This window comes from Noviherbaspirillum sp. FW303-A3 (assembly GCF_058788695.1).
In genome coordinates this window covers 1-24,350 of sequence record NZ_JBYTAZ010000001.1, presented here as the reverse complement: position 1 = coordinate 24,350, position 24,350 = coordinate 1, and the positions used below count along the sequence as shown (strand labels likewise).

Annotated in this window: 22 protein-coding genes and 2 pseudogenes; 20 read left to right on the top strand and 4 right to left on the bottom strand. The window is 59.0% G+C overall.

The genetic code is table 11. The features are described 5' to 3' along the window. Positions 1-29: 29 nt before the first annotated feature. The 10 genes from AC3WOY_RS00120 to AC3WOY_RS00075 are packed head-to-tail and all read left to right on the top strand — an operon-like array spanning position 30 to position 11,558. On the top strand, positions 30-1,448 hold the full coding sequence (locus AC3WOY_RS00120) for a Y4yA family PLP-dependent enzyme (RefSeq protein ID WP_492420133.1): 1,419 nt from the start codon (positions 30-32) through the stop codon (positions 1,446-1,448). 1 nt (position 1,449) lies between these two features. Beyond that, positions 1,450-2,496 carry a PLP-dependent cysteine synthase family protein gene (locus AC3WOY_RS00115; RefSeq protein ID WP_492420131.1) on the top strand — a complete coding sequence of 349 codons (1,047 nt, stop codon included), beginning with the start codon at positions 1,450-1,452 and terminating at the stop codon, positions 2,494-2,496. Positions 2,497-2,516: 20 nt separating this feature from the next. Then, positions 2,517-3,659 carry an NAD/NADP octopine/nopaline dehydrogenase family protein gene (locus AC3WOY_RS00110; RefSeq protein WP_492420129.1) on the top strand — a complete coding sequence of 381 codons (1,143 nt, stop codon included), beginning with the start codon at positions 2,517-2,519 and terminating at the stop codon, positions 3,657-3,659. 12 nt (positions 3,660-3,671) lie between these two features. Beyond that, positions 3,672-5,579 (top strand): IucA/IucC family protein, encoded by a 1,908-nt coding sequence (locus AC3WOY_RS00105; protein ID WP_492420127.1) that lies wholly within the window; start codon positions 3,672-3,674, stop codon positions 5,577-5,579. 60 nt (positions 5,580-5,639) lie between these two features. Beyond that, positions 5,640-6,833 carry an MFS transporter gene (locus tag AC3WOY_RS00100; RefSeq protein ID WP_492420125.1) on the top strand — a complete coding sequence of 398 codons (1,194 nt, stop codon included), beginning with the start codon at positions 5,640-5,642 and terminating at the stop codon, positions 6,831-6,833. Positions 6,834-6,860: 27 nt separating this feature from the next. Then, positions 6,861-8,057 (top strand): ABC transporter substrate-binding protein, encoded by a 1,197-nt coding sequence (locus tag AC3WOY_RS00095; protein WP_492420123.1) that lies wholly within the window; start codon positions 6,861-6,863, stop codon positions 8,055-8,057. Then, entirely contained in the window at positions 8,054-9,115 is a 1,062-nt protein-coding gene (locus AC3WOY_RS00090) for a FecCD family ABC transporter permease (RefSeq protein WP_492420121.1), read from the top strand. Before AC3WOY_RS00095 ends, AC3WOY_RS00090 begins: the two co-directional genes overlap by 4 nt. Further along, positions 9,109-9,864, top strand: a complete 756-nt coding sequence (locus tag AC3WOY_RS00085; RefSeq protein WP_492420119.1) for an ABC transporter ATP-binding protein — start codon at positions 9,109-9,111, stop codon at positions 9,862-9,864. The genes AC3WOY_RS00090 and AC3WOY_RS00085 overlap by 7 nt, the downstream gene beginning before the upstream one ends. Positions 9,865-9,883: 19 nt before the next feature. Beyond that, the gene (locus AC3WOY_RS00080; RefSeq protein WP_492420117.1) at positions 9,884-11,086 is read left to right on the top strand and encodes an aminotransferase class V-fold PLP-dependent enzyme; all 1,203 of its coding nucleotides are present in this window, start codon (positions 9,884-9,886) and stop codon (positions 11,084-11,086) included. Further along, positions 11,076-11,558: a ParB N-terminal domain-containing protein gene (locus AC3WOY_RS00075; protein WP_492420115.1), complete on the top strand. Its 483-nt coding sequence runs from the start codon at positions 11,076-11,078 to the stop codon at positions 11,556-11,558. The genes AC3WOY_RS00080 and AC3WOY_RS00075 overlap by 11 nt, the downstream gene beginning before the upstream one ends. 15 nt (positions 11,559-11,573) lie before the next feature. Here AC3WOY_RS00075 and AC3WOY_RS00070 read toward each other — a convergent pair whose 3' ends face one another. The 3 genes and pseudogenes from AC3WOY_RS00070 to AC3WOY_RS00060 all read right to left on the bottom strand — a co-directional run. After that, entirely contained in the window at positions 11,574-11,771 is a 198-nt protein-coding gene (locus tag AC3WOY_RS00070) for a hypothetical protein (protein ID WP_492420113.1), read from the bottom strand. Further along, positions 11,768-14,710 (bottom strand): Tn3 family transposase, encoded by a 2,943-nt coding sequence (locus AC3WOY_RS00065; protein WP_492420111.1) that lies wholly within the window; start codon positions 14,708-14,710, stop codon positions 11,768-11,770. Before AC3WOY_RS00065 ends, AC3WOY_RS00070 begins: the two co-directional genes overlap by 4 nt. 154 nt (positions 14,711-14,864) lie before the next feature. Continuing rightward, positions 14,865-15,503, bottom strand: a pseudogene (locus AC3WOY_RS00060) (cation diffusion facilitator family transporter); the annotation flags it as partial. 67 nt (positions 15,504-15,570) lie between these two features. Between AC3WOY_RS00060 and AC3WOY_RS00055 the strand changes: the two are divergent. Next, positions 15,571-15,846, top strand: coding sequence for a metal/formaldehyde-sensitive transcriptional repressor (locus AC3WOY_RS00055; protein WP_492420109.1), 276 nt, complete (start codon positions 15,571-15,573; stop codon positions 15,844-15,846). Positions 15,847-16,295: 449 nt separating this feature from the next. Here AC3WOY_RS00055 and AC3WOY_RS00050 read toward each other — a convergent pair whose 3' ends face one another. Next, positions 16,296-16,463 carry a hypothetical protein gene (locus AC3WOY_RS00050; RefSeq protein ID WP_492420107.1) on the bottom strand — a complete coding sequence of 56 codons (168 nt, stop codon included), beginning with the start codon at positions 16,461-16,463 and terminating at the stop codon, positions 16,296-16,298. 11 nt (positions 16,464-16,474) lie between these two features. Between AC3WOY_RS00050 and AC3WOY_RS00045 the strand changes: the two genes are divergently transcribed. The 9 genes and pseudogenes from AC3WOY_RS00045 to AC3WOY_RS00005 form a co-directional block, all read left to right on the top strand. Beyond that, entirely contained in the window at positions 16,475-17,158 is a 684-nt protein-coding gene (locus AC3WOY_RS00045) for a response regulator transcription factor (protein WP_492420105.1), read from the top strand. After that, positions 17,148-18,386 carry a sensor histidine kinase gene (locus AC3WOY_RS00040; RefSeq protein ID WP_492420103.1) on the top strand — a complete coding sequence of 413 codons (1,239 nt, stop codon included), beginning with the start codon at positions 17,148-17,150 and terminating at the stop codon, positions 18,384-18,386. The genes AC3WOY_RS00045 and AC3WOY_RS00040 overlap by 11 nt, the downstream gene beginning before the upstream one ends. An 84-nt stretch (positions 18,387-18,470) precedes the next feature. Beyond that, positions 18,471-18,833, top strand: a complete 363-nt coding sequence (locus AC3WOY_RS00035; RefSeq protein WP_492420102.1) for a GtrA family protein — start codon at positions 18,471-18,473, stop codon at positions 18,831-18,833. Positions 18,834-18,884: 51 nt separating this feature from the next. Next, positions 18,885-19,850: pseudogene (locus AC3WOY_RS00030) on the top strand (glycosyltransferase family 2 protein); the annotation flags it as partial. Continuing rightward, positions 19,847-21,430 (top strand): ArnT family glycosyltransferase, encoded by a 1,584-nt coding sequence (locus AC3WOY_RS00025; protein WP_492420100.1) that lies wholly within the window; start codon positions 19,847-19,849, stop codon positions 21,428-21,430. The pseudogene AC3WOY_RS00030 and the gene AC3WOY_RS00025, both read left to right, overlap by 4 nt. A gap of 232 nt (positions 21,431-21,662) precedes the next feature. After that, positions 21,663-22,058 (top strand): YkvA family protein, encoded by a 396-nt coding sequence (locus AC3WOY_RS00020; protein ID WP_492429109.1) that lies wholly within the window; start codon positions 21,663-21,665, stop codon positions 22,056-22,058. A 27-nt stretch (positions 22,059-22,085) separates the two neighbouring features. Further along, positions 22,086-23,444 (top strand): bifunctional DedA family/phosphatase PAP2 family protein, encoded by a 1,359-nt coding sequence (locus tag AC3WOY_RS00015; protein WP_492420098.1) that lies wholly within the window; start codon positions 22,086-22,088, stop codon positions 23,442-23,444. Positions 23,445-23,556: 112 nt separating this feature from the next. Continuing rightward, entirely contained in the window at positions 23,557-23,802 is a 246-nt protein-coding gene (locus AC3WOY_RS00010; RefSeq protein WP_492429107.1) for a sensor histidine kinase, read from the top strand. A 112-nt stretch (positions 23,803-23,914) separates the two neighbouring features. Continuing rightward, a partial coding sequence (locus tag AC3WOY_RS00005; RefSeq protein ID WP_492420096.1) for a hypothetical protein occupies positions 23,915-24,350 on the top strand: 436 nt, incomplete at its 3' end.

The window sequence follows — 24,350 nt, the reverse complement described above, 5'->3', positions numbered from 1 at the left end:
ATCGCAATACTGGAAAAGGGAGGCGGCCTATGCGAAGCGACAAGCCATTGACCGAAACAGGCATGGGACGGATACAGATCCGGGAGCCGATGTCGCTCAAGCCCATACTCGACCGGTCGATCGCCGACCTTGTCCATTCCTCGCCGGAGACGCTGCTGGCCTTGGCCGACCGATATGGATCGCCGCTCAACATTGTCTGGCCGCATATCCTGAAGCAAAACGTGGAAGCGTTTCGTTCCGTATTGCGCGCGCATCAGGTGCGATTCGAGATCTTCTACGGCGCGAAGGTCAACAAGTCGCAGGCGCTGGTCAGCGCCGCCGTGGAATCCGGCATCGGCGTGGACGTGTCCAGCATCCATGAAATGAGGGATTCGCTGCGTGCCGGAGCGAATCCGGCAAGACTCTGCGCAACCGGCCCGGCGAAGACGGCGGCGTTCCATGCCGAACTGATCGCCAACGGCGCACTGATTTCGATCGATTCCGCCGAAGAGCTTGCGGAACTGGAAGAATCCGTCCGCAGGCTCGCACCGGATCGCCGGGCGCGGATTCTTCTCCGGTATCGTCCCGACGCCTCCCGCGCGAGCCGGTTCGGGATGGGGGGAGAGGATCTCATGCGATGCCTGCATCGCCTCGTTGAGGCGAGGAAGCAGTTTGCATTCGAGGGATTCCATTTCCATCTCGGCGGCTATGCGCATGAAACGCGGGCACAGGCGCTGCGCGAACTTGTCCGTTATATCGATGCGGCGCGCGGCTTGGGCCTCGGCCCGCGGATGATCGACATCGGCGGCGGACTGCCGATCCGGTATGTGGACAGCGACGAGTACGAGGCGTTCCTGCAATACCCGTGCAAGGAGCATTACCGCAACGGCAAGGTACCCGAATCCTTCTATCCCTATGGCGGACGCATCGGCGCCTGCGAATGGCTGGACCGCCTGCTGAAGTCGCCGTGCGCGGATGGCCAGTCGGTCGCCGAATATCTGAACGCGATGGATCTCACTCTGGCGCTCGAACCGGGGCGCAGCCTCGCCGACCAGGCCGCCATTTCCGTATTCAAGGTTACCCGCGTGAAGCCGCTGGCAGCGGGAAACCATGTGATTTTCGTCGAAGGAAGCAGCTTCAGCGCGTGCGAAACCTGGTTCGCCTCCGAATTCCTGGTCGACCCGATACTCGTGGCGACAGAGAAATCCGGCGACAACGGTGCAGCGCCAGGTCAGGCCTATATCGCGGGGCACAGCTGCCTCGACGACGACGTCATCACCAATCGGCTGATCGGCTTCGACAGGATGCCGGAGGCCGGCGACCTGCTCGTGTATGCCAACACGGCCGGTTACCAGATGGACTTGCTGGAGAACGAATTTCACCGTCATCCGATGCCGCGGAGGATTGCCGCCGCTTACGACGCAGCTGGAAAGATGACTATTTCACCTGACGATAGTACGGAGAATTGAGATGATTCTGAACAAAGTGACTGATTTGATCGGCAATACCCCTATCCTGAGCATTCCGATTCCTGCAAAGAACTCCAGGTTGCTGCTCAAGATCGAGAAAAACAATCCGGGTGGCAGCATCAAGGACAGGATGGCTCGCAACATGGTCATTGCGGCGCTCAAATCCGGGCGCCTCAAACCGGGTGGCGTGATTGTCGAGTCGTCTTCCGGCAATACCGGGATCGGCCTTGCCATCACGGCCATCGAATTCGGCCTGCGCTTCATCGCGGTGGTCGACCACCATGCGGCCCAGGACAAGATCGCCGTGATGCGCGCACTCGGCGCGGAGATCCGTTACGTCGCAGGAGACTATCGGGAGGACGAAGTTGCCGTCGTCGAACGCCAGCGCATGGCCGCCGAACTGGCCAGCCAGATTCCGGGCGCCGTGTTCATGAACCAGTCGGACAATATCGCCAATGCCGGCGGATATTTCGATTTTGTACGGGAAGTCATCGAGCAGATCGGCGGCCCCGTGGATGCCTATGTCGGTTGCGTCGGAACGGGCGGATCGATGACAGGGATCGCACGCGGACTGAAGCTGCATAATCCCCACACCAAGACAATCGCTGTCGAGCCGGACGGCTCGATCGTGTTCGGCCAGCCGGGCCGCCCCTATTATCAATCGGGAACCGGCACGCCCAAGGGCGATACCGTCGGACTGGTGCTCGACTACAGTTGCATCGACATGGGGGTGCAGGTCACCGATTCGCAGGCCTTCGAGACAGCCCGGTATGTCGCCAAACACACCGGGCTGCTCGTGGGCGGTTCGACGGGTGGCGTCATCTACAAGGCGCTGGAATTCATTCACAGCGGACTGATTGGCGGCAATGTTGTGGCCGCGGTGGCGGATGGCGGAGAAAAATATCTCCACACCGTGTTCAATGAGGACTGGCTGAAAGAGCGCAACCTGCTGGATCCGGGTATCTGGGAGAGTCTCGACGCCTGGCTATCCCAGGAAAGCGTGAGCGAACCAGCGCCGCGCGCGGTCCCACGTCTGAGCGTGGCATGACTCCGGAAAGGGATTGCAGGATGAAGCCGTTGAACGTGGTCGTTTGCGGCGGGGGCAGAACCGGGCACCTGAATGCCGTGCTGTTCAAGCAGCTTCCCGGCGTGCGCGTATCCCTGCTCACGAGCCGTCAGGACGTGATTGACCGGCATTGCCGTGACGAAGGCCTTGTCACGGCAATCCTGCCAGACGGGAAAACGCTCGACGCCCGCCTGGATGCCGTCGCGCGTGAACCGGAAGGCATCATGGCGGACGCGGATGTTGTCGTCATCACGGTGCCGGCGCAGGCGCGGCCGGACCTGCTGCAGTCGATCGCATCCAGCCTGCCGTCGCACAAGCCCGTCTATGTGGGAGCGATTCCCGGCTTCTGCGGCTTCGACTGGCTGGCGGAGAAGGCCCTGGCCGAGCGGCCCAATGCCGTCATCTGGGGCATGAAGGACGTGCCCCATACTGCCTACGACCTGACGCCTGGCGTGTCGGTCAAGATGGGCGGGGCAAAGAGCACGCTTTACATCGGGACGCATGTGCGCGAGACCGAAGCGGCGCGCCAAACCCTCCTGGCACATTTGCAGCGGCTGTACGAATCTCCCGTCGAGCTGCTGAACCACTACTTGGAAATCACCCTCACGCCCGGCAACCCGATCATGCACCCCTCGGTGGTATACGGGCTGGTCGGGCCATACGGCCAGTGGCACAACAAGACGTTTTCGTCGCCCATCTGCTGGTGGACCGATTGCCCCGAATTGGGCGCGTACTTCCTGGAACGCAGCGACGAAGAGAGCCAGCTTCTTTGCAAGGCCATCGAGCAGCGCCTGGGCGTGGACCTGTCTTCGGTGAAGCCGTTGAAGCAGGAAATCATCGAGGCCTACGAAGACCAGATACGCGATCACGGCACGATGCTGTCGGTATTGCGAACCAACCGGGCCTATGACGAGATCCAGGCGCCGCTGGTGCCTGCGGACGGCAATGCCGGCTACGTCATCGACAAGGAAAGCCGCGCATTCCATGAGGACGTGGCCTACGGTCTCGCGCTGCTCGTCAAGATGGCGAAGCGGCTGAATCTGAATGTCCCGCATATCGAAGAAATATTCAACTGGAATGTCGCCTACATGGGTGGTCTGCGCGGGTCCGCGCTCGACTACTTTCCCGAAACCTGGCCAGCCTGACACCTCTATCCTATGAAAACCAATCCGATTTTGTTGCAACCCGACAGCGCTTTCTATGTGGAGCGCAAGAATGACGCGCTGGCATTCGCACACCGCAATGCCTTGCGGCGCGTCGTCCGCTGCCTGTTCGCCGAGAAAATCCTCGACAAGAGCCTGCTCATATTCGCTCCTCAGGGATGCTGTGCATGGTTTCCACTCTGGCACAAGCACGCGCTCGTTTTCTTCGAAGACCTGTGGGCGGCGCCTGCGGATACCTTCATCAACCGTGGAGCCATCACCCTCATCGAATCCAGCGGTGCGCGCACTGCCATCGACACGTCCGATCAACTGATCGATCTGCTGCGCCCCTGCTTCGATTTTTCCCTCAGCGAAGAAGGCGTTGCCGGCCTGAAGGCGGATATCGAGAACAGTATCGCCAACGATGCGCTTGCCCGTATCCACCGGGATGCGTGGGCTGCGGACCTGAACAAACTCATCGATTCCGCCGGTGCCGGCGGCCTTGCGGATTACCTGCACAAGCACGCCACCATCAAGGACGCCGCGATGCTGCTGGACCAATGGGGTTCGCTCGAAGGCCACCCGTTCTACCCGACCTGGAAATCCAAGCCGGACCTGAGCCCCGAGGAAGTGGCCCTGCTGTCGCCGGAGTTCAATGCGAAGGTCCGGGTACGCATCGCGTCCTTGCGTGCGGACATGGCCTATATCGAACGCATGCCCCACGTACACAGTTACCAGGACTGGTTCGCCGACAACTTTCCCGACTTGTGGAACAGCTGGAAAGACGGATTGAACGCGAAACGGTTGAATGAACGGGACTGGCTTCCGCTGCCTATCCATTCCTGGCACCTCGAAAATTATGTGGGGAAGGAGTATGCCGCAGAGATTGAGGAGGGCATTTTGATCCTGGATGGCCCGGACGTCGAGACGCTGCCGACCATGTCGTTCCGGACCATGATGCCGCAGGAGCCTGAAGCCGCCCCGTTCATCAAACTGCCCATTGCGTTGTGGCTCACGAGCGAACAGCGCAGCCTGCAGGCGAAATCGATCCATATGGGGCCGCGCATCAGCACGGTGATCAAAAGCATTCTTGCCGCCGACAAGGAACTCGGCAAGGCGCTCGACATCTTCCCGGAAGAAGTGGCATTCCACTACAAGCATGCGGTGAAGCAGGAAGACCGGCCCGGGCGCCATTTGTCGGTCGCGTATCGCGCGAGCCGGGATGCCTTCGAGCGGACCGATGGCCTTCTTCCAGTCACGGTCGCTGCGTTATTCACCGGTTCGCCTGCGAACGGCAGGCCGCTCGTAACGGAACTGATCGAGCGCAATGGGACTCGTCCTGCTCCGGAAGTGGTGGAAACCTGGTTCAAGCAGTATGCGCGAGCAGTTACGCGTCCAGTGATCGCCATCTATCTGCTCTACGGAATCGGACTTGAAGCGCATCAGCAGAACACTTCCGTGCTGTTCGCCGCAGATGGGACGCCAAGAAGCCTTCTGATACGGGATTTCGGGGATGGCCGCACCTATGCGCCTCTGCTTTCCGAGCGTGGATACGGGCTCGAGCCCTATGTCCATCCAGGAATTCTCCCTACCGTCTTCACCGACGATATCGAACCGGTTCGCACTTTCGTGCTGGATGCCTGCTTCGTCTGTCACCTGCACGAACTGGCGATGCTGCTGACGCGCGAGTATGAACTCGGCTCGGCTCGCCTGTGGGAAATCCTGCGTGAAGAGACGGCGGGTGCCTTCGACGTGCTGGCACCGCGGGTATCCCAGGCGCTATGGGCAACGGAGCGAGAGGCGTTTCTCGAGCAGCCCTGGCCGACGCGCTCGGTACTGCGAATGCATCTGCTCAAGTACTCCAATTACCGTCTGCAGCATGATCTGCCCAACCCGCTGGTATCGGCGGACGGCGGGATCTGACCGATGTCGAACGCCGCCATAGCGCCGAGCCAAGCGTCGCGTCTGATTCACGTTCTCTTCGTGATTCAGCTCACTTCCATGGGCGCCATGGAAATGAGCGGCCCCTTCTGGCCCCTTCATTTGAAGTCGCTCGACGCCTCTGAGCTCTTGTTAGGTTTTGCCGGCATTGCAGTCTACGTGGGGCCGATGCTCGGCATCGTGTTGACCGGCGCATTCTGGGGGAGGATCGGCGACCGGTTCGGGCACAAGCCGATGATGATCCGGGCCTTGCTCGGCTTGTCCCTGACCCAATTGGCATTGGCCTACACGAGCGATATCTGGATGATCCTCGCGCTGCGCTTCGTCCAGGGCGCCTGCGCAGGATACATCGCCCCTGCGCAAGCCTATGGAGTCACCATCGAATCGCCGTCGCGCCGGGCCCGCCTGTTCGCCTACCTGCAGGTATCGACCAATGTCGGATCACTCGCCGGTGCGGTCGTCGGCGGCCTGATTCTCGATTACACGACCTTTTTCTGGATCAATGCTGCTGCATCGGCCCTGTGCGCCTTGTGTGCCTTGGCCGCGTGGCTGATATTGCCGAACGTACCACCGGCAGCGAAGGCAGCACCAGCAGCCGCGCAAACGGCCGTCGGTCCGGCGGACGCCGGCGCGCTGCTCACCTGGCGCTCGCCGCCCATTCTTGGCCTGCTTGGCGTCATCGGCATACTGCTCGTGAGCCGTATGATTACCCAGACCCCGTTCTCCCTGTATGTCCGCTCGATCTTTGATGTGAGCAACTGGGTGGTGGGCTTGTGCTACGGCTTGCTCGCGCTGGGCTTCATTCTGTCGGCGGCGATGTGGGCGAAGCATTTCGAGAAGAAATCCCTGTCCGAGACGATCCGCTGGATCGCTTGCATCGCCGGCGCTTGCGCAGGCTTGACGGCGGTCGCTGGCGCCACGCGCAATATCGGCGTATTTATCGGCGTGCATTTCGCCTGGGGCATCCTGCTGGGAGCGACCACGCCGGTATTGATGTCGCAGATATCCAGGGTGGCTGGCAGCCTGCGGCAGGGCTATATCCTCGGCGTCGCGTACAGCACATCGCAATTATCATCGATCGGCGGCATTGTGCTGGGTGGCTGGCTGAGTCAGGCCGTCGGGCTGGAATACACCTACTTCTTCGTTGCGTTTTTCTACGCCATGGCCGCGGTTGCCGCGCTGGCCATGAGACGGGGACACGCTGTGATTCAACCCGCCGGCATGACGCGGCAGTAATCCTTTTCATTCGCAAGAGTCTTTATCATGGCATTTCAACGTCGCTGGGCCGTAGCCCTCATTCTCCTCGTACCGGTCTGTCTTCTCGCCGGATTCTTCTTCTTTTTTAATCCGGCAAAGGGAGGTGAGGCCGTTGCCGACGCCGCACCCGGCACGGTCACGGTAACCGATCTTCTCGGGCGGCAGGTGCAGGTCCGCGTGCCCGTACAACGCGTTATCCTGGGAGAGGGGCGCCAGCTGTATCTGGTTGCGGCGCTGGATACGGATAATCCGATCCAACGCATCGTCGGCTGGCGCAAGGACCTGATCCAGGCCGATCCGGATACCTACGCGTTGTATCTGCAAAAGTTTCCAAAGATCGCCGACATTCCCACCTTCGGCGGCTTTGAAGACGGCACGGTCGATATCGAACAGACGATTGCGCAAAGGCCCGATGTCGTTTTCCTGAACATCGAGGCCGAACGCGCCAGCCAGGACGCGCGTACCATCGAGAAGCTCGGCGCACTGGGTATCCCGGTGGTCTACATCGATTTCCGCCACTATCCGATCGAAAACACCGAGCCGACCATGCGGCTGTTTGGCAAACTGTTCGGAAAGGAGCAGCGCGCCGAGGAGTTCATTGCCTTCCGCGCTAGGCAGATTCAACGCGTCACCGACGTCATCCAGGCCCGCCAGCCGACACGCCCGAAGGTATTCATCGAACGGATTGGCGGATATACCCAGGACTGCTGCCTGAGCTTTGGACATGAAAACTTCGGCAAGTTCGTCGAGATGGCCGGCGGCGTGAACATCGCCAAGGACGTCATTCGCGGCACGTTCGGTCAGTTGAATCCGGAACAGGTCGTGGCGGTCAATCCCGACCAGGTGGTGGTCACCAGCGCCAACTGGGAAGCGTATGTGCCGGGCGGAAGCTGGGTAGGAGTCGGACCGGGTGCAGACCTGACGGAAGCGGCGCGAAAACTCGAAACCTACACAAAGCGGCCGGCTTATGCGGGTATCAAGGCGAACCGGAATCAGGAATTTCACGCGATCTGGCACCAGTTCTACAACAGTCCTTACCAGTTCGTCGCGATCCAGCAGTTTGCAAAATGGTTCCATCCGACGCTCTTCCCCGACCTCGACCCGGATGCAACCTTCCGCGAACTGCATCAGCGCTTTCTGCCCTTTGAACACAGGCCCGGTTACTTCGTGAGCTTGAAAAACAAGATGGAGGCCCACCAATGAGCGCGGTCTGTTTGACGGAAAGCGGGCAGCGCACCGTCTATCGGGCAATCGTCAGGCGCAAGCGGCTGCTGATTGCGGCGTTCATCGTTCTGCTGCTGTTGAGCCTCCTGCTCGACTTGGCGCTCGGACCAGCACGGTACAGCCTCGACGAAGTCGTGCGCGCCTTGTTTCTTCCCGACAGCACTTCCTTGCAGGTAAGGGTCGTGATGTGGGAGATCCGCATGCCCGTCGCCCTGATGGCGATCGTCGTTGGCGCTGCGCTGTCGCTCGCCGGCGCCCAGATGCAAACGATACTGAACAATCCGCTGGCAAGTCCTTTCACGCTGGGCATTTCAGCCGCCGCAAGTTTCGGCGCTGCAATGGGACTCGCTTTCGGGGTCAAGCTTTTCCCGGTGGCGACTGAATACCTCGTCCCGCTCAATGCATTTGCGATGGCAATGTTGTCCGCCTTGTTGATCCATCTGCTCTCGATGCGCCGTGGCGTGACCGCCGAAACGGTCGTGCTGCTGGGGATTGCCCTGGTGTTTACCTTCAATGCCCTGCTTGCACTCGTCCAGTACTTTGCGACTGAACAGGCAGTTGCCGCTGTCGTGTTCTGGACCATGGGTAGCCTGACCAAGGCCACATGGCCGAAGCTGGCCGTGACCTGTCTCGTCATTGCGGTCACGCTGCCGATCTTTGCACGCCGGGCTTGGGCATTGACTGCGCTGCGCTTGGGAGACGACAAGGCTGCCAGTTTCGGGGTCGATGTGCCGCGCCTTCGGTTCCAGACCCTGGTAATGGTCAGCCTGTTGGCCGCGATTCCGGTTGCTTTCGTTGGCACGATCGGTTTCGTCGGTCTCGTGGGGCCGCATATTGCCCGCATGCTGATCGGGGAAGACCAGCGCTTTTTCCTGCCTGCTTCGTTGCTGACTGGAGCGCTTGTACTTTCGCTGAGCTCAGTGGTGAGTAAAACCCTGATGCCAGGCGCCATCTTCCCGATCGGGGTGGTAACGTCGCTCATCGGTGTGCCGTTCTTCATTTCGCTCATTCTTGGCAGCAAGAGGAACGCATGGTGAGACTACGACTGGAAAATATCGGTGCGCTTTACGGGCGACACTTGGTCATTTCCGGAATCAATACCCCCGCATTCCACGGCGGGGAGGTTGTTTCGGTCATCGGCCCCAATGCAGCGGGGAAGTCGACATTGTTCAAGCGCTTGGCCGGACTGCTTAAAGGGCCGGGTAACATTCATCTCGAAGGCTCTCGCAAGGGGCTCGACGGGATCTGCTACATGCCGCAGGAAATCAACGCCAATGCGAGACTGACGGTCTACGAATCTGTCCTTTTGGCACGCAAGCAGCAGACGCCAAGCTGGGCGGTGCATGACGACGATCTGAAGGTAATTGATGCCACCATGGCATCACTCGGTATCGCCGACCTTGCGTTTCGCAACCTGGGCGAACTGAGCGGAGGACAGCGTCAACTGGTGTCGATCGCGCAGACACTTGCGCGCGAACCGGAAATCCTGCTCATGGACGAACCCACCAGTGCGCTCGATTTGCACCGGCAGATCCAGGTGCTCGATTTCATGCGGCGCTTGGCCAGGGAGAAGGGGATGCTTGTGTTCATCGCCATCCACGATCTCAACCAAGCGTTGCGATTTTCCGACCAGACGCTCGTGATCGCGAGCGGCACTGCAAGGGCGAGCGGCCTAGCCCGCGAGGTTATCACGGAGAGAATGCTGCGCGAAGTGTACAGAATCGATGCCCGCATCGAGTGCTGCTCGATGGGGGTTGGGCACGTGATTGTCGACGGCGTTGTTTGAATTTCAGATCGAGGAACGGATGCTCAACGTAGCGCAACTGCGGGCCGACACGCCAGGAGTAAATGAGGCCATTCATTTCAACAATGCGGGGGCCGCCCTGATGCCTCGCGTCGTGCTGAATACAGTCATTGACCACCTCGAGTTGGAAGGCCGCCTCGGCGGGTACGAGGCTGCGGATGCGGCAGGCGACCGCCTGGAAAAAGTCTATGGTTCGGTCGCGCGCATGCTCAACGCGCATCCGGACGAGATCGCCGTGGTCGAGAATGCGACGCGCGCATGGGATATGGTGTTCTATTCCCTTCCACTTGCGAAGGGGGATGTCATTCTAACCTCGACGACGGAATATGCCGGCAACTATATCCCGTATCTTCAGCTGCAACGGAATCGGGGAATTGAGATCAGGATCATTCCAAACGACGAGCAGGGACAGGTATCCGTGCGTGCATTGCGCGAGATGTTGAACGACAAGCGCGTGAAGCTCATTTCACTGCCATTTATCGCATCGAATGGCGGCCCCATCCAACCGATCGGCGCGATCGGACCGATCGCCAGGGCAGCCGGTGTATGGTTCTTGGTCGATGCCTGCCAGGGAGTCGGCCACTTGCCGATCGATGTCAAGAAGATCGGCTGTCACATGCTCTCGGCCACCAGCCGCAAGTATCTGCGCGGGCCGCGTGGCATGGGATTTCTTTATGTCGAAAAGGACTTGTGCCAGCAGCTCGAGCCGGCTTTCCTCCATCTGCATGCAGCGACGTTGCAATCGCCAGACAAGTTCGAGATACGCCACGACGCGCGGCGCTTCGAGAACTGGGAGTGCAACATCGCCGCCAAACTGGGGATGGGAGCGGCCGTCGACTACGCACTGGGACTAGGTGTCAACGCGATTTGGCTGCGCATTCAGGCGCTTGCCGATCGACTGCGCGCAAGGCTTGCGGAAATCGACGGAGTGAGGATTCGCGACGGCGGTCTGGTGAAGTCGGGTATCGTGACATTTACTGTCAAGGATCGCGAACCGAAAGAGTTACAGCGGATGCTTGCCTTGCAGCCGCAGCGCATCAATGTGACCACATCCACTTTTCGCTCCACCATGCTGGACATGCATGCGCGCGGATTGCACGAAGTCGTGCGTGCGTCAGTCCATGCCTACAACACCGAGCAAGAAATTGAGACGATCGCTGAAGCGATCGATCTATTTTTCAAGGGGAAGGCAAGTGCTCAATAACGAATCCTACCGCATCGCCATCAAGCCGATCACCTTCTTCCTTCCATCCGAACAAGTCGATCCGGAGGCCGTACAGATTCTCGCAACCGCCATCGAGCATGCCGATGTATGGACCACACCGGTCCCGGTCGAACGCGAAACCGGTATCGTCATGGATGGCAACCATAGAATACGCGCGGCGCAGATTCTGGGACTACGCTATTTACCATGCGTATTGCTGAGTTACCGGGATCCCAGGGTGACGGTCGTGAACTGGTGGACTGCGGAGCCGTTCTCCGTCGACCACATCTTTCGTTCAATTCTGTTCAACAAAGAAATACTTCCTTATAAAACAACCAGGCATCACTTTGCACCGGTCCTGCCGGAAACCGACGTGCCCTTGGCAGTACTTCGAGAAAAGGCGTTCGCTCCCGAGAACGATGTAGCGATTTTGTCAAGAAATCGTTGCTGCCGTAGCTGGGCTCGCAATTGACTTTTTGGCAAGAACTTAATAGGAGCGGCTCACGCTACGGCTGGCGTTGACCGTACGCGTGAAGCAGTTGCAATTGCTGGGTTTCAGCATCGATTCGACTTGCGGAGCGGTACCGCCGGTAAGCGCGTCGCTCGCGCGGCACAAGCCGAAGCGGGCATCCATGCCATGACTGTCGATTGAGAGAGTAGCGCCGATCTGCATGGATGCCATCACATTGACCGTGTCCTGGTTGTCTCCAGTGGGATGGACGCACTGCTGGGCAAGATGCGCAGCGCATAGTCCGCCAGCGGAAACTCGAACGTTCCGCGTAGGTTGATACCTTCTAGGTTGGTCGGCGCGATGCGGCGCAGGTCTTCCGGTGACAGTTTCTCGCCGCCGACCGTCTCGATCCGTTCGATGGTGCGCTGCATGTGCTGCGTGTTCCACGCCATCAGGGCATTCGTCAGCAGCGACAGGCTCGACGATACGGCCGCCAGCGACTCCGGCCGCTTGGCCAGCTCGGTCGGGATCTTGCCTGTGTGGACGGCGCGCTGCACCGCATGGACCGCTTCGCCGCGGTTCAGGGCGTGCCGCAATTCGCGCCGGAACGCCGGATTGGTGAAATAGTCGATCAGGAAGATCGAGCGCAGCAGGCGCCCGAGCTGCACGCCGCCGTCGTACACGTCCTGGCCGCGGGCGGCCGAGCCGAAGCGCTGCAAGGCCTGTACCGCGGTGCAGCGGCCGCTCTGGATCGACGCGACCACGCGCACGAATTCGTCGTAGATCGCCTCGATCGCGTGCAGGTTCACGTCGCCGGCGACCACGGGGAGCACTTCGCCCGGCACCAGGTGGCCGACCGGCACATGCAGGTAGCGGTCGCGCATGTGCTGCAGGACCGGGCACAGGTCGAATTTCAAGCCCTTGGCCACGGCGATACCGAAATCGGTGTAGCCATGGGTGTCGACTGCGAGCTGGGCGACGTCATTGGTGCCGCTCTGCCTCACGACGCCCTCGATGGCGGCGCCGACCTGGCGCTCCTTGAGCAGGATCGGCATGTCGTAAAAGATGCCCCAGCGGTCGCGCACATGGGTGTAGATGCCGATCGAGGCGGTGCGCCGGCGCGGATCGGCGCGCGCCTGCCAGATGGTGCGCGTCGTCTCCAGGCTCATCATGTCGGACGATGCCAAGTCGCCGCGTCCCCAATGGGCCGCGATCGGATGGCGGTGCATAAAGCCGAGCACAGCGTCGGCCGCCTCGCGCAGCTTCCGTTCGTCGGCGACCAGCTTCATCATCTGCCGGATCGCCGCCGGCTTCAATTCGGGAATCATGCGCGCAATATCGGCGGCCAACAGCGAGGTGCCGTGCGCGAAGACGGCGGCGTACACAAGCAGCAACTCGCTGCGCGAGCGCGGTTCGCGTCCCAGCAGCATCCAGGAATACCGTACCTCGCTGTCGATGTCGAGGATGATCTTCGGGAGTTGCCCGACCGGCCGGTCCTCGAAGATTGCGCGCCGCAGGGCGTCGAGATGCGGCTTCTTGTCTTCGGCCACGAGCGCTTCGTTGTGCACGCCGTCGTCCTCGATCCGGACCTCGCCGCGCAGATAGGCGTCGCGCAGGCGTTCGAGGCCCTGGTCGAGGTGGCCGACGATCTTGGCCAGGAAGATTTTCGGGTCCTGCGGCAGTTCGAGATGGCCGTAGTAGTGGTTGCGCTTGGCTTTCCATTCGTCCTCGGGAATGAGCAGCGTCGCGCGGCTGCGGAATGAAAAGCTGTGGTCGACGTAGACCGAGCCGTTGCGCAATGCCATGCGCAGCGCGGAGATCGTCGCCCACTCGAAGGCGCGCAACGCCTCGACGCGGTCCTTACCGTGGATGAGCTCGCGCCACACGCGCCCGAGTTTGGTCTCGGTGTCGGCCGGCAGCTCGTTGCCGCCGTTCGGACCGTACAGGCGGCGCAGGATGTTGATCGCGTCGATCACGGGATGCTGCGTCTCCGCCTCGAACGGCAGCTTGACCAGCTTGTGCAGCATGGCGCGCGCTTGGGCGCTCTTGGTCATCAGCTGCAGGCGGATCAGGCTGCGGCGGCTCGGCGCATGCTGCTTGAGCGTCTGGTCGGCCAGATCGGCAATCTTGTCCAGCGTCTCGTCGGCAGGAAGGGTCTTGTCCAGCGCCAGTGCCTTGACCGCCTCGGCGAAGCCACACAGCTGCTTCTTGAGATCGGGGCGGCCGGCGTCGACCTGCCTGCCGGCCTCGTTGGTGACGTCGATCGCCCAGCGCCGGAACATCGCCAGCAGCTGGTCCGTCGCCGAGCACAGTGCATAGCGCATGAAGCAGGCGGCTTCCAGCCGCCGCGATTGCGACTGAATGCGCTTGCTGACCGACGGCGGGCGGTTCGCGCAACGGCGCGCGTAATGGCGCACCAGGGTCTCGTTCACGTCCGCCGGCCAGGCCGCGGCCACCTTCAGCGCGTAGAGCCGGTCGATCTTGTCGAACAGTTCGGCCATCTGGACCGTCGAATGTTTCAGCGGTACCGCCCACAGCCATTGCTGCAGGCTGCCGTGCTCGCCCTCCGGCGCGGCGAGCTGCCGGCCCCACTCAGCGATCGTGGTATCGCCAACCGATTGCATGAGCGTCCTCTCCAGGAACGCCTCATGGCTGCGGATCGCCTCGGCAATCAAGCGCTTGAGCAGGCGGTCGTGCGCGATCAGGATGCGGTGCTCGTACAGCCAGCACTTGACCTGGGCGAGCAGTGTCGATGTGTCAGGCCGGCCGACCAGCGTTTCCTTCAGCCAGCGCACCAGGTAGCGGCGCTGGTGCTCGGTCATGGCGGCAAAGCCGAGCGCCTGGTACGCGAGTTGCTGGTGGTCGATCAACGTGCGCGGCCGGGTGTCGTACAGCGAACGCAGCGTGCCGATCTCGGGCGGCGCGATGCCCAGTTGTTCGCCAAGATGCGTCCACAGTGCCTTCGGGATCTGCCGGTACGCATCGAGCGTGCGGCCGGTCATGCGCACGAAACCGAGATGCAGGGCCAGAGCCAGGCGGTACAGGTCGCGGCGCCTTTCGTCGATCAGGACGCGCTCTTTGGAGGAAAATGTGAAGAACGTGTTGAGTTCGAACTCGTTGAGTTCAGGCGGGATGTGACGCAGGCCGAGGTAAGAGGCGTGCCAGTGGTCCATTGTTATTCTTGGCGAAAAGAACAATGCGCGCCATCATACCTGTCGAAAACGACAAACAGCAAGTGATTGATTTAAAAGGGAATGCTGCGACGCACACCGCTGGAACCCGCATGAATGCTAGAGGTGGCAACCGTCGTATAGTGCACGGAAATCAAAGGAACCCCATGAGTGGATCCCGCCAACTTGCCCTCCAGAGTTTTCCGCCAAACAGCGCCGCGATGGCCAGAACCGAGGTAGCGGCGTCGGCCACGACGTGCAGATACGCGGAGCGCAGATTCAAGTCGTGATGATGGTTGTGGGATTTGTGATCGTGATGTGCATGGTGATGCTCGTGACCATGCACATCCTTGAGTAGCTAGGCGCAGACGAGATTGACCAATAGTCCGACCACGGCAATCGCAATAGCCTGGTCGTAGTGAATCGGCGTCGGCGCGATCAATCGCTCAATCGACTGGTACAACATCAGTCCGGCAACCCCGACCAAGAAGAGCGCGCTCGTGTAGCCGCCCAGCACCTCTATCTTCCAGGTACCAAAGGCAAACCGCGCATCATGGGCGAATCGCCGCGCCGCTCCATAAGCGAGCACGGACAAGCCGAGCGCCAAGGCATGCGAACTCATGTGCCAACCATCGGCCAGCAGCGCCATTGAATTAAACATCCAGCCGCTGGTAATTTCGACACCCATCATGATGACGGTCAGCATAACTGCCCAGCGTGTATTTCTCTCGGCCAGCGGATTGCCCCCGTCAAAAACGTGGGAGTGGCGCCAGTCCTCAACAGAAGAAGAATGCATTGAATGGTGTCCTTTACCGCAAATCAATATACTATACCCCACTATACCTTGCTGCACTAAGAGCGCCATGCCACACACCATCAAAACGAAAAAGCATTTGCTCACCCGCGTACGCCGCATTGGGGGGCAGTCGGAGGCATTGGAGAAGGCGCTGGAACATGAGACTGAGTGCGTCGCCATACTGCAGCAAATCGCCGCGATTCGGGGGGCGGTGAACGGCCTGATGGCAGAGGTACTGGAGGGACATATCCGGGAACACCTCGGTCCGGATGCTGTTTCATCAAGGCAGCGAAATGAGGATTTGGAACAGGTAGTCGCCGTGCTCAAATCCTATCTCAAGTAGTGCTGGCCTAACGTGCAACTTCTTCCGAATTTCCTGCAAGTCGCTGCCGAGTGAAGAGGCGACCATAATTCAGCTATCTGGTGGTCTTGCGTTTTCGTTGAATCACTGCATACGGGCGGGTCAAGGCGATATTGGAGGCATGTGCAAAGCCGGTTCAGCTAGTGTCGCAGCTTTCCGATCACAGTCTGCACCAGGGAATGGCCACGAGTGCGCACCGCTCCGGTGCCCAATTCCACGACATCAAGTGGAAAGGCGGCTGGCACCACGACGGCACCGTGTAGCGCTATGAAGGAAGCCATCCAGTTCCAGGATAATGCGGCCGGCAGTTTGCTGCGAAAGGTGGAGTGGCGAAGTTCCCTCGACGCTGGGGCCACCACGTCCCTGACCATCGGCCATCTTGGCATAACCCAAGACCCGGCCGCCCCTCAGTCATGGCCGTGCGGTGAATCTCAATTGCCGTCAACGCGGGTATGTTCGAGGCCATCAGCATAGGAGTGCTTTCGTCCAAGCAAGTCTGCTTTTGGATCAGAAAGAATGCTTGCGCCGAGAATATCTGTTCTTTCGTATATAGTTCCACCAAAATCGCAGTGCGCTGTATTGGCAAATACAAAATTCATGAAACATCATAATGCGTGTTCTACTCGTTGAAGATAACCCCGATATCGTCGCAAACCTGTACGGTTTTCTTGAACCGCTCGGCTATACGCTGGATTGCGCCCGCAACGGCATCGTTGGACTTGAATATGCGGCCAAGGGCCATTACGACGCGATCGTCCTGGATCTGATGCTTCCCGGACTGGACGGCCTGGAACTGTGCCGGAAGCTGCGTAAGGAGTGGAGCCGGCCGACGCCGGTACTCATGCTGACCGCCAGGGACACCATACAGGATAAATTGACCGGTTTCGATTGCGGGGCGGATGATTACCTCGTGAAACCATTTTCGCTGATCGAACTCGATGCCCGGCTGAAGGCGCTGGTTCGCCGCGCCAGAAATGAGCACATCGACGCCATTCTGGAATTCGGCGACTTACGTTTCGACCTCGGTCGCGTCGAGGCGACACGTTCCGGCCACCGTCTCGAACTCACTCCAACCGGCTATAAACTGTTGGCTGCGCTGTTACGGGCAGCACCACACGTGCTGACGCGAGAAGCCTTGGAGCAAGCAATCTGGGGCGATGACCCGCCGGAGAGCGACGCGCTACGCTCGCATATGCACGCTCTGCGCCAGGCGCTGGATAAGCCTTTTCCAGTGCCGATGCTGAGAACGGTGCAGGGAGTGGGTTACCGATTGGTTGACGGCAATGAAGCATAAGTTGTCGTTGCGTAGCCGCATTGCCTGGTCGTATGTATTGCTTGCGCTCACACTCGGCATTTTTTTCTCCGGCGTCGCTTATATTTCCGTTGAAGTCGCAGAACAATATCTCGTCGATAAACGCCTTCAATCGCTCTCCACGCAATTGATCAGTCGACATCTGCGAGGCGAGCCCCTTGATACCCCTCCCGGGATTAGGTTTTATGTCGATGATGCAATCCCCCCGCGTTTGCGGCAATTAGAAGCAGGGTTTCATGATTTCTTCTTCGATGTAGAGGAACTGCATGCGTTTGTTCTGGTAGATGCGGGGCGGCGCTTTGTCGTAGTGGATGACCAGAGTGAGTTTGAGCATGTGGAGGAACTCATTCATATTGCGTTGGGTACAGGCTTTGTCGCCAGTCTGGCGCTCGCCATTTTTCTTGGCCTTGCAACCGCCAGACGCGTGATTGCGCCAGTTACCGCGTTAGCGCAGGCGATCAACCACAACGTCCCCCCAGGTACACTTCCATCACTTGAATCGGAAGACGAAATGGGTGTCCTCGCCCGTGCTTTTGCGACTCGCACCGATGAGTTACAACGCTTCTTGAACCGTGAGCGGCTTTTCACCGGCGATGTCAGCCACGAACTACGCACACCGCTGACGATTATTCTCGGCGCAGCCGAACTGTTAAAACTCCAGCTTGATGGCCGGCCGCAGCAGCTGGCGGTTGCAGAACGCATCCGGCGTGCCGCGGCCGACACGGCCGAGCGTGTGAGCGCGCTGCTGCTGTTGTCCCGTGCTCCAGAGACGCTCGATGCACCCAGAATAGAACTCAGATCCGTGGTTGAGCGGGAATTAACGCGCTACAAGCCTCTTCTGGTCGGCAAGCCTGTCAAGTGTCGCTTTGACGCACCGCATGAAGTGTGGGTCTATGCCCGGTCGGAGCTCGCCAGTATCGCCGTTGGGAACCTGCTTCGTAACGCTTGCCAATATACGGACGCCGGTGCCGTGCATATCCGGTTGACAGGCGGTCGTCTTGTCATCGAAGACAGTGGGGCCGGCATCCCCGATTCGGTACGCAACCGATTATTCGAGCGTTTCGTTCGCGGGGATCATGATCAACACACCGGCACGGGCTTGGGATTGGCTATCGTGAAACGCGTTGTCGACCACTTGAGGTGGGAAATCAATTTGGAAACGCGCACGGAAGGTGGAAGCCGTTTTGTCCTGTCCTTTCCGCTAACTTAGCTTTTTCCTGGCCATCTTTACACGATCTTCACACCGGACCGGCTATCGTTGAACGCTGGGCAGTCTGATTTGCATTAGGTCGTGATGGCATTTCTACGTTATTCCTTGGTCGGTTGCATTGCGACCGGCGTGCATTATTTCGTCCTGTTCCTCTTGGTGGAAGGCGGGCATTTACGTCCAGCCTATTCCGCAACGATCGGCTCCGGCTGCGGCGCCTTGGTCGCTTATTGGGGAAACAGGCGATTCACCTTCTCCAGTGCATCCCCGCACTGGTCCGCGCTCAGCCGATTTCTGGTGGTGGCGGCGATGGGCGCAAGTTTGAGTGCCGCTCTGGTCTGGGCCAGCACGGCCCTTTTTGCATGGCATTACATGATAGGCCAGATTGCGGCGACTTTGCTTGCCTTGTTTTTCACCTATGGCTTCAACCGTGTCTGGACATTTCGATGAACACCTCCCCCGCTCTACAGCGTTGATGCTGGCGAACCGCCTCCGCTCACGTTAACTGTTGTTGTGCCGGTATTCAATGAAGAAGAAGTATTGCCAGTATTCCATCGTCGCCTGGTGAACGCACTCACGGGTGTGCAAGGTGGTTGGGAAGTCGTCTACATTGATGATGGCAGCACCGATAACTCTCATCAGATTCTCAAGCAATTGCGTCTGCTGACTCCGCATGTCGGCATTGCACGCTTTAGCCGCAATTTCGGTAAGGAAGAAGCGATGAGCGCAGGGCTTCGACTCGCGCGGGGAGATGCCGTCATCATCATTGATGCCGATCTGCAAGATCCTCCGGAGCTGATCCCGGCCATGCTCGCCGCCTGGTCGAACGGCGCCGATATGGTGAACATGCGCAGACGTCACCGCCGCGGCGAATCATGGCTCAAAAAAGCCACGGCGCATGCGTTTTACCGCATCATCAATCGCTTGAGCGAAGTGCCGATTCCCGAAGATGTCGGCGACTTCCGCTTGTTGAGCCGGCGGGCGGTTGATGCGTTGAACTTGCTTTCGGAGCGCAATCGCTTCATGAAGGGGATGTTCGCCTGGATCGGTTACCCCCAAATCACCCTCGACTATGACCGGGACGGCCGCGCTGCGGGACAAACAAAATGGCGTTATTGGCGGTTATGGAACTTTGCCATTGAGGGCATCACGGGCTTTTCAATCGCACCCTTGAAAGCGGCGACTTACCTTGGATTCGCTTGCGCTGCTGCGGCATTTATTTACGGCTTGTACTTTTTATTCAAGACGCTCTTTTTGGGCGATGCTGTCAGGGGTTTTCCCACGTTAATTGTCACCGTCCTGTTTTTAGGCGGCTTGCAGTTAATGGCCATGGGCGTGATCGGCGAGTACCTGGGCCGGTTGTTTGTTGAAAGCAAGCGCCGCCCGCTCTATTTGCTTGAAGAATATCAACCTTCATCCATCGCGGATGCGCCACAACACGCCGAAGTTGTTGGGGCCTTCAAATGACGCAGACACTGTCAGTGTTGAAAAATCGATGGGTCGTGTCATGCCTCGTGGCGCTCGTATTGCTTCGATTGTTATCCCTTGGCATGTATCCATTGATGGATACAACAGAAGCCCGCTACGCCGAGATTGCCCGCAAGATGGTCGAACTTGGTAATTGGATAACGCCGTGGTTTGACTATGGCGTGCCGTTTTGGGGCAAACCGCCCTTGTCGTTCTGGCTGACTGCGGCGAGCTTTAAACTGTTTGGCGTCAATGAATTTGCCGCGCGTCTGCCCCATTGGGTGATGGGGATAGTCACGGTCTGGCTGGTATGGAAAACCGCTGCGCAACGGTCTCAACGTGAGGCACTTTACTCGGTGGTTCTGCTGACTGGGTCGGGTCTGTTTTTTTTATCGGCCGGCATGGTCATGACCGATATGGCATTAACGTTGAGTGCGGTCATTGCCATGCGTGGATGTTGGCTGGGCTTGCAGGGGACGCCCGAGCAGAAAACACGTCAACGCTGGCTGCTATTTGTCGGGCTCGGATTGGGACTGTTGGCCAAAGGCCCCGTCGCTCTCATTTTGATCGGGGCGCCGATCGCGTTATGGTCACTCGCCTCCAAAAGCTTCCTGACGGTCTGGCGCGCGTTGCCCTGGGTACGCGGGGCTGCTCTGTCTGCCGCCATTGTCTTTCCGTGGTACATCGCCGCTGAACTGCGTACGCCTGGCTTTCTCGACTATTTTTTAATCGGCGAGCACTGGCATCGGTTTGTGACTCCAGGCTGGACGGGGGATTTGTACGGCAGTGCGCATGAATATCCTCGCGGAACGATCTGGTTGTTCGCCTTGGCGGATTGGCTGCCATGGAGTCTTCTATTGCCAGCGGCGGCGATCGTTTGGCACCGGGATATCAGACTTGTCGGACACGGACGCAGCGACGAAGGATCGTGGCCGATTTACTTGTTGTGCTGGGGATTGATGCCCTGCGTGTTCTTCACGCTGGCGGGAAATATATTGTGGGCCTATGTCTTGCCGGGCATGCCAGCTCTGGCGCTATGGATTGCGACCTGCCTCTCTCGTTTACCGCAACAAAGGGTCGAAAAGCTGTTGACCCTGGGGTTGGTTATTACCGGTTTCGGCTACGCAGGATTCCTCATCAATTTGCGCGTGGCAGATCGGGATCAGTACAAGTCGGCCAAGTCACTGGTCGCCGCATACAAGGCCAGACGTCATGGCGACGAACCATTGGTTATTATCGGCGGCGGACGTCTGTATTCCGCCGCCTTTTATAGTCAGGGAAGAGCTGAGCGCCTTGCCCGCCCCGATCTGCTGTTGCGGCGTTTGGAAGAGGGGCCGGCGATGGTCGCCATGGAAAGCGAACAAATGAAGAACCTGCCGGAGGCAGCCGGGCGTATGTTGATGCCTGTCGGTCAATACGGGAAGTTTGCACTGCTCGCATTGAAGGAGAAGCCGGATTTAGGACCGCTCGCGGCACGAACCGGCAGGAATGATTCATCCCAAGAAACTGCAAGCCAGGCGCTTTTGCCTCAACCTGACAGCCGGAGGAGTTCTGGCGCGTCGGCTATGCAAAATGAATGACGCGGCGCCATGAAAGACCGGTCGGTTTTCGCGTTTTGCCTGCCATCATCTATGATTGCGCAATCGAAAGCCCGGTTCCGAGCAGTCAGTGAGTGGATGATCAGGGAACTGTCATACTACGCAGACGAAACGAAAGGCTGTGTCGATATGCGTGCTTGTGTCTGTCGGTGCCGGATATGACGATCGCTCGGTCCGGCAAACTATTCAAAAACCAGTAAAAGAAGTTTTAGCTATGTCGTTATTCGAGAAAATCAGCCTTTGGGCCCGTCGCATCAAGCGCGATGCGATCACGCTCTGGTTCGCGTACAGACATCCGGCGACGCCGTTGCTTGCCAAGGCGCTGTGTGTTTTTGTCGTTGCATATGCATTGAGCCCAATTGATTTGATTCCCGACTTCATTCCAATTTTGGGGTATGTGGATGACGCAATATTGTTACCCGGTCTTATCTGGATCGCGGTCAAGTTGGTACCTCCTGGTGTGCTGCAGGAATGCCGGGAACAAGGGGATGCATGGATGGCGCGCGAGGGGCGCAAGCCTCGCAATTATTGGGGCGCGGCCCTAGTCGTGGGGATTTGGGTTGCGCTCACTTGGGCTGTTTGGACATTTGCCGTCGCACCGCATATCTGATGGGGCTCGATGCGATCAGGAGTCATCATGCCTGATTATCTGATCGATCTCGTCAGCCGGTTGGGCCAGTGGAGCTACCTCGTGATCTTCTTGGGGGCGACCCTGGAGTCTGCCGCCTTTCTAGGGGTATTCGTGCCGGGGGAAAGCTTGGTGCTGGTGGCCGGCTTTCTCTCGGCACAAGGGATGCTGGACCTCGACGGCGTCGTGTTCATGGCCGTGATCGGCGCGATCCTGGGCGACAACATCGGTTACGAATTAGGCCGGCAGCTCGGCCGGCCATGGATTCTGCATCATGGCAACCGCATCGGCATAAGCGCTGCGCGGCTGCAACGGGCGCAGGAAGTCTTTTCGCGCCATGGCGGCAAAGCAGTCTTCTTTGGCCGGTTCATCGGTTTTGCGCGTGCGCTAGTGCCTTTTGTTGCAGGTTTCACCCGCATGCCCTATCGTCATTTTCTTTGCTATAACGCTCTCGGTGCCACGCTCTGGTCGGTCGGCTTTATCTTGCTGGGATATGTTCTGGGCAGGGGTTGGCGCTTCGCCGAGCATTGGATGGGGCGCGCGAGCGTGATCTTCGGCGGCGCGTTGCTGCTCGTCATCGTTTTTGGCTGGGTGTGGCGCTGGCTGGTACGCCATGAGGCAGGCATCAAGCGGAGCTGGGCGCGCATAGATCAGGGGCCACGCGTCAAGGCGCTGCGACGCCGTTTTTACCCGCAAATTGTCTGGTTGCAGGAACGACTGACGCCGGGCAGCTATTTGGGACTCCAATTGACGGTAGGCTTGGTGGTGCTCATTACCGCCACTTGGATGTTCGGCGGGATCGCCGAAGATGTCGTCACAAATGATTCCCTGACCCAGGTCGATCAGGCAGTCGCCATGTGGTTCCATGCGCATTCAAATGCGCCATTGACTGCATTTATGTCGTCTGTCAGCCGAGTCCATGATGTTACAGGGATCGGCCTTCTCGCCTTGCTGCTCGCGGCGTATCTAGGATGGAAACGCCTCTGGCATCGGCTGCTTGCGCTCGCTCTGACGGTGCCTGGCGGGATGCTGCTCAACGTGCTGCTGAAGTTCGCGTTTCACCGCGCGCGTCCTGCCTTGGGAAATGTCGACCTGAACCCGACCACGTACAGTTTTCCTAGTGGTCATACCATGGCCGCGACCGTGCTCTATGGATTTGCCGCCGCACTGATTGTCAGCATGGCAACGACATGGCAGTGGAAGGTGTTGGCAGTGCTCGTGGCCATAACGATGATCATGCTGGTTGGCTTTAGCCGGGTGTATTTGGGCGTCCATTATTTGAGTGATGTGCTCGCAGCAATCGCGGAAGGGGTGGCCTGGCTTGCCTTGTGCCTTACTGCCGTCAGGACCATGCAGCGGCGTTCATAGACACACTTAATTATTTATGGCGCATGAATAGGTACGTCTCCCTCCTTGACAGAGCTTGCCGGTATCGCCGTTGGTAACCTGCTTCGTAACGCTTGCCAATATACGGACGCCGGTGCCGTGCATATCCAGGTTGACAGGCGGTCGTCTTGTCATCGAAGACAGTGGGGCCGGCATCCCCGATTCGGTACGCAACCGATTATTCGAGCGTTTCGTTCGCGGGGATCATGATCAACACACCGGCACGGGCTTGGGATTGCCTATCGTGAAACGCGTTGTCGACCACTTGAGGTGGGAAATCAATTTGGAAACGCGCACGGAAGGTGGAAGCCGTTTTGTCCTGTCCTTTCCGCTAACTTAGCTTTTACCTGGCCATCTTTACACAATCTTCACATCGGGCCGGCTATCGTCGAAGCGCGATGCGATCACGCTATGGTTCGCGGACAAACGAGCTGAATGTGAGGACGTAGACAATGAGGGAAGCTGTGAAGGAAAATCAGGGCGCTTATCGCGTATCCCCCCTGCTGGAACGCCGCGGCGAGGAAGCCGATGTTCCGTATGCGCCGGCACCGTGGATATTGAAGAAATGCATGGAAACCGGTCTTGTGTTTCTGGCTAATCCTCCGGCGTATGAAGAGCTGGAAGTCGACTTTGCATATGAGGTAACGTACGAGAGGGAGTCGAATGCACGCAGACAGGCAGAACCGCTGAGATATGCGTTCAGCACTGCACTCAAGCGCTTGCGCGGCCGGGTCTTGAAGCGAAACAAAACCTTAAGATTGGTTCGCAGTTTGATTCAAACGATACCTGGCGAACGCATCAACATTCTCGACGTCGGGTGCGGATGGGGATCGCTGTTGAAGGAGCTCTTCAAGACATTGTCGCCAGCGCTGCAGCAGCGTTGCATCC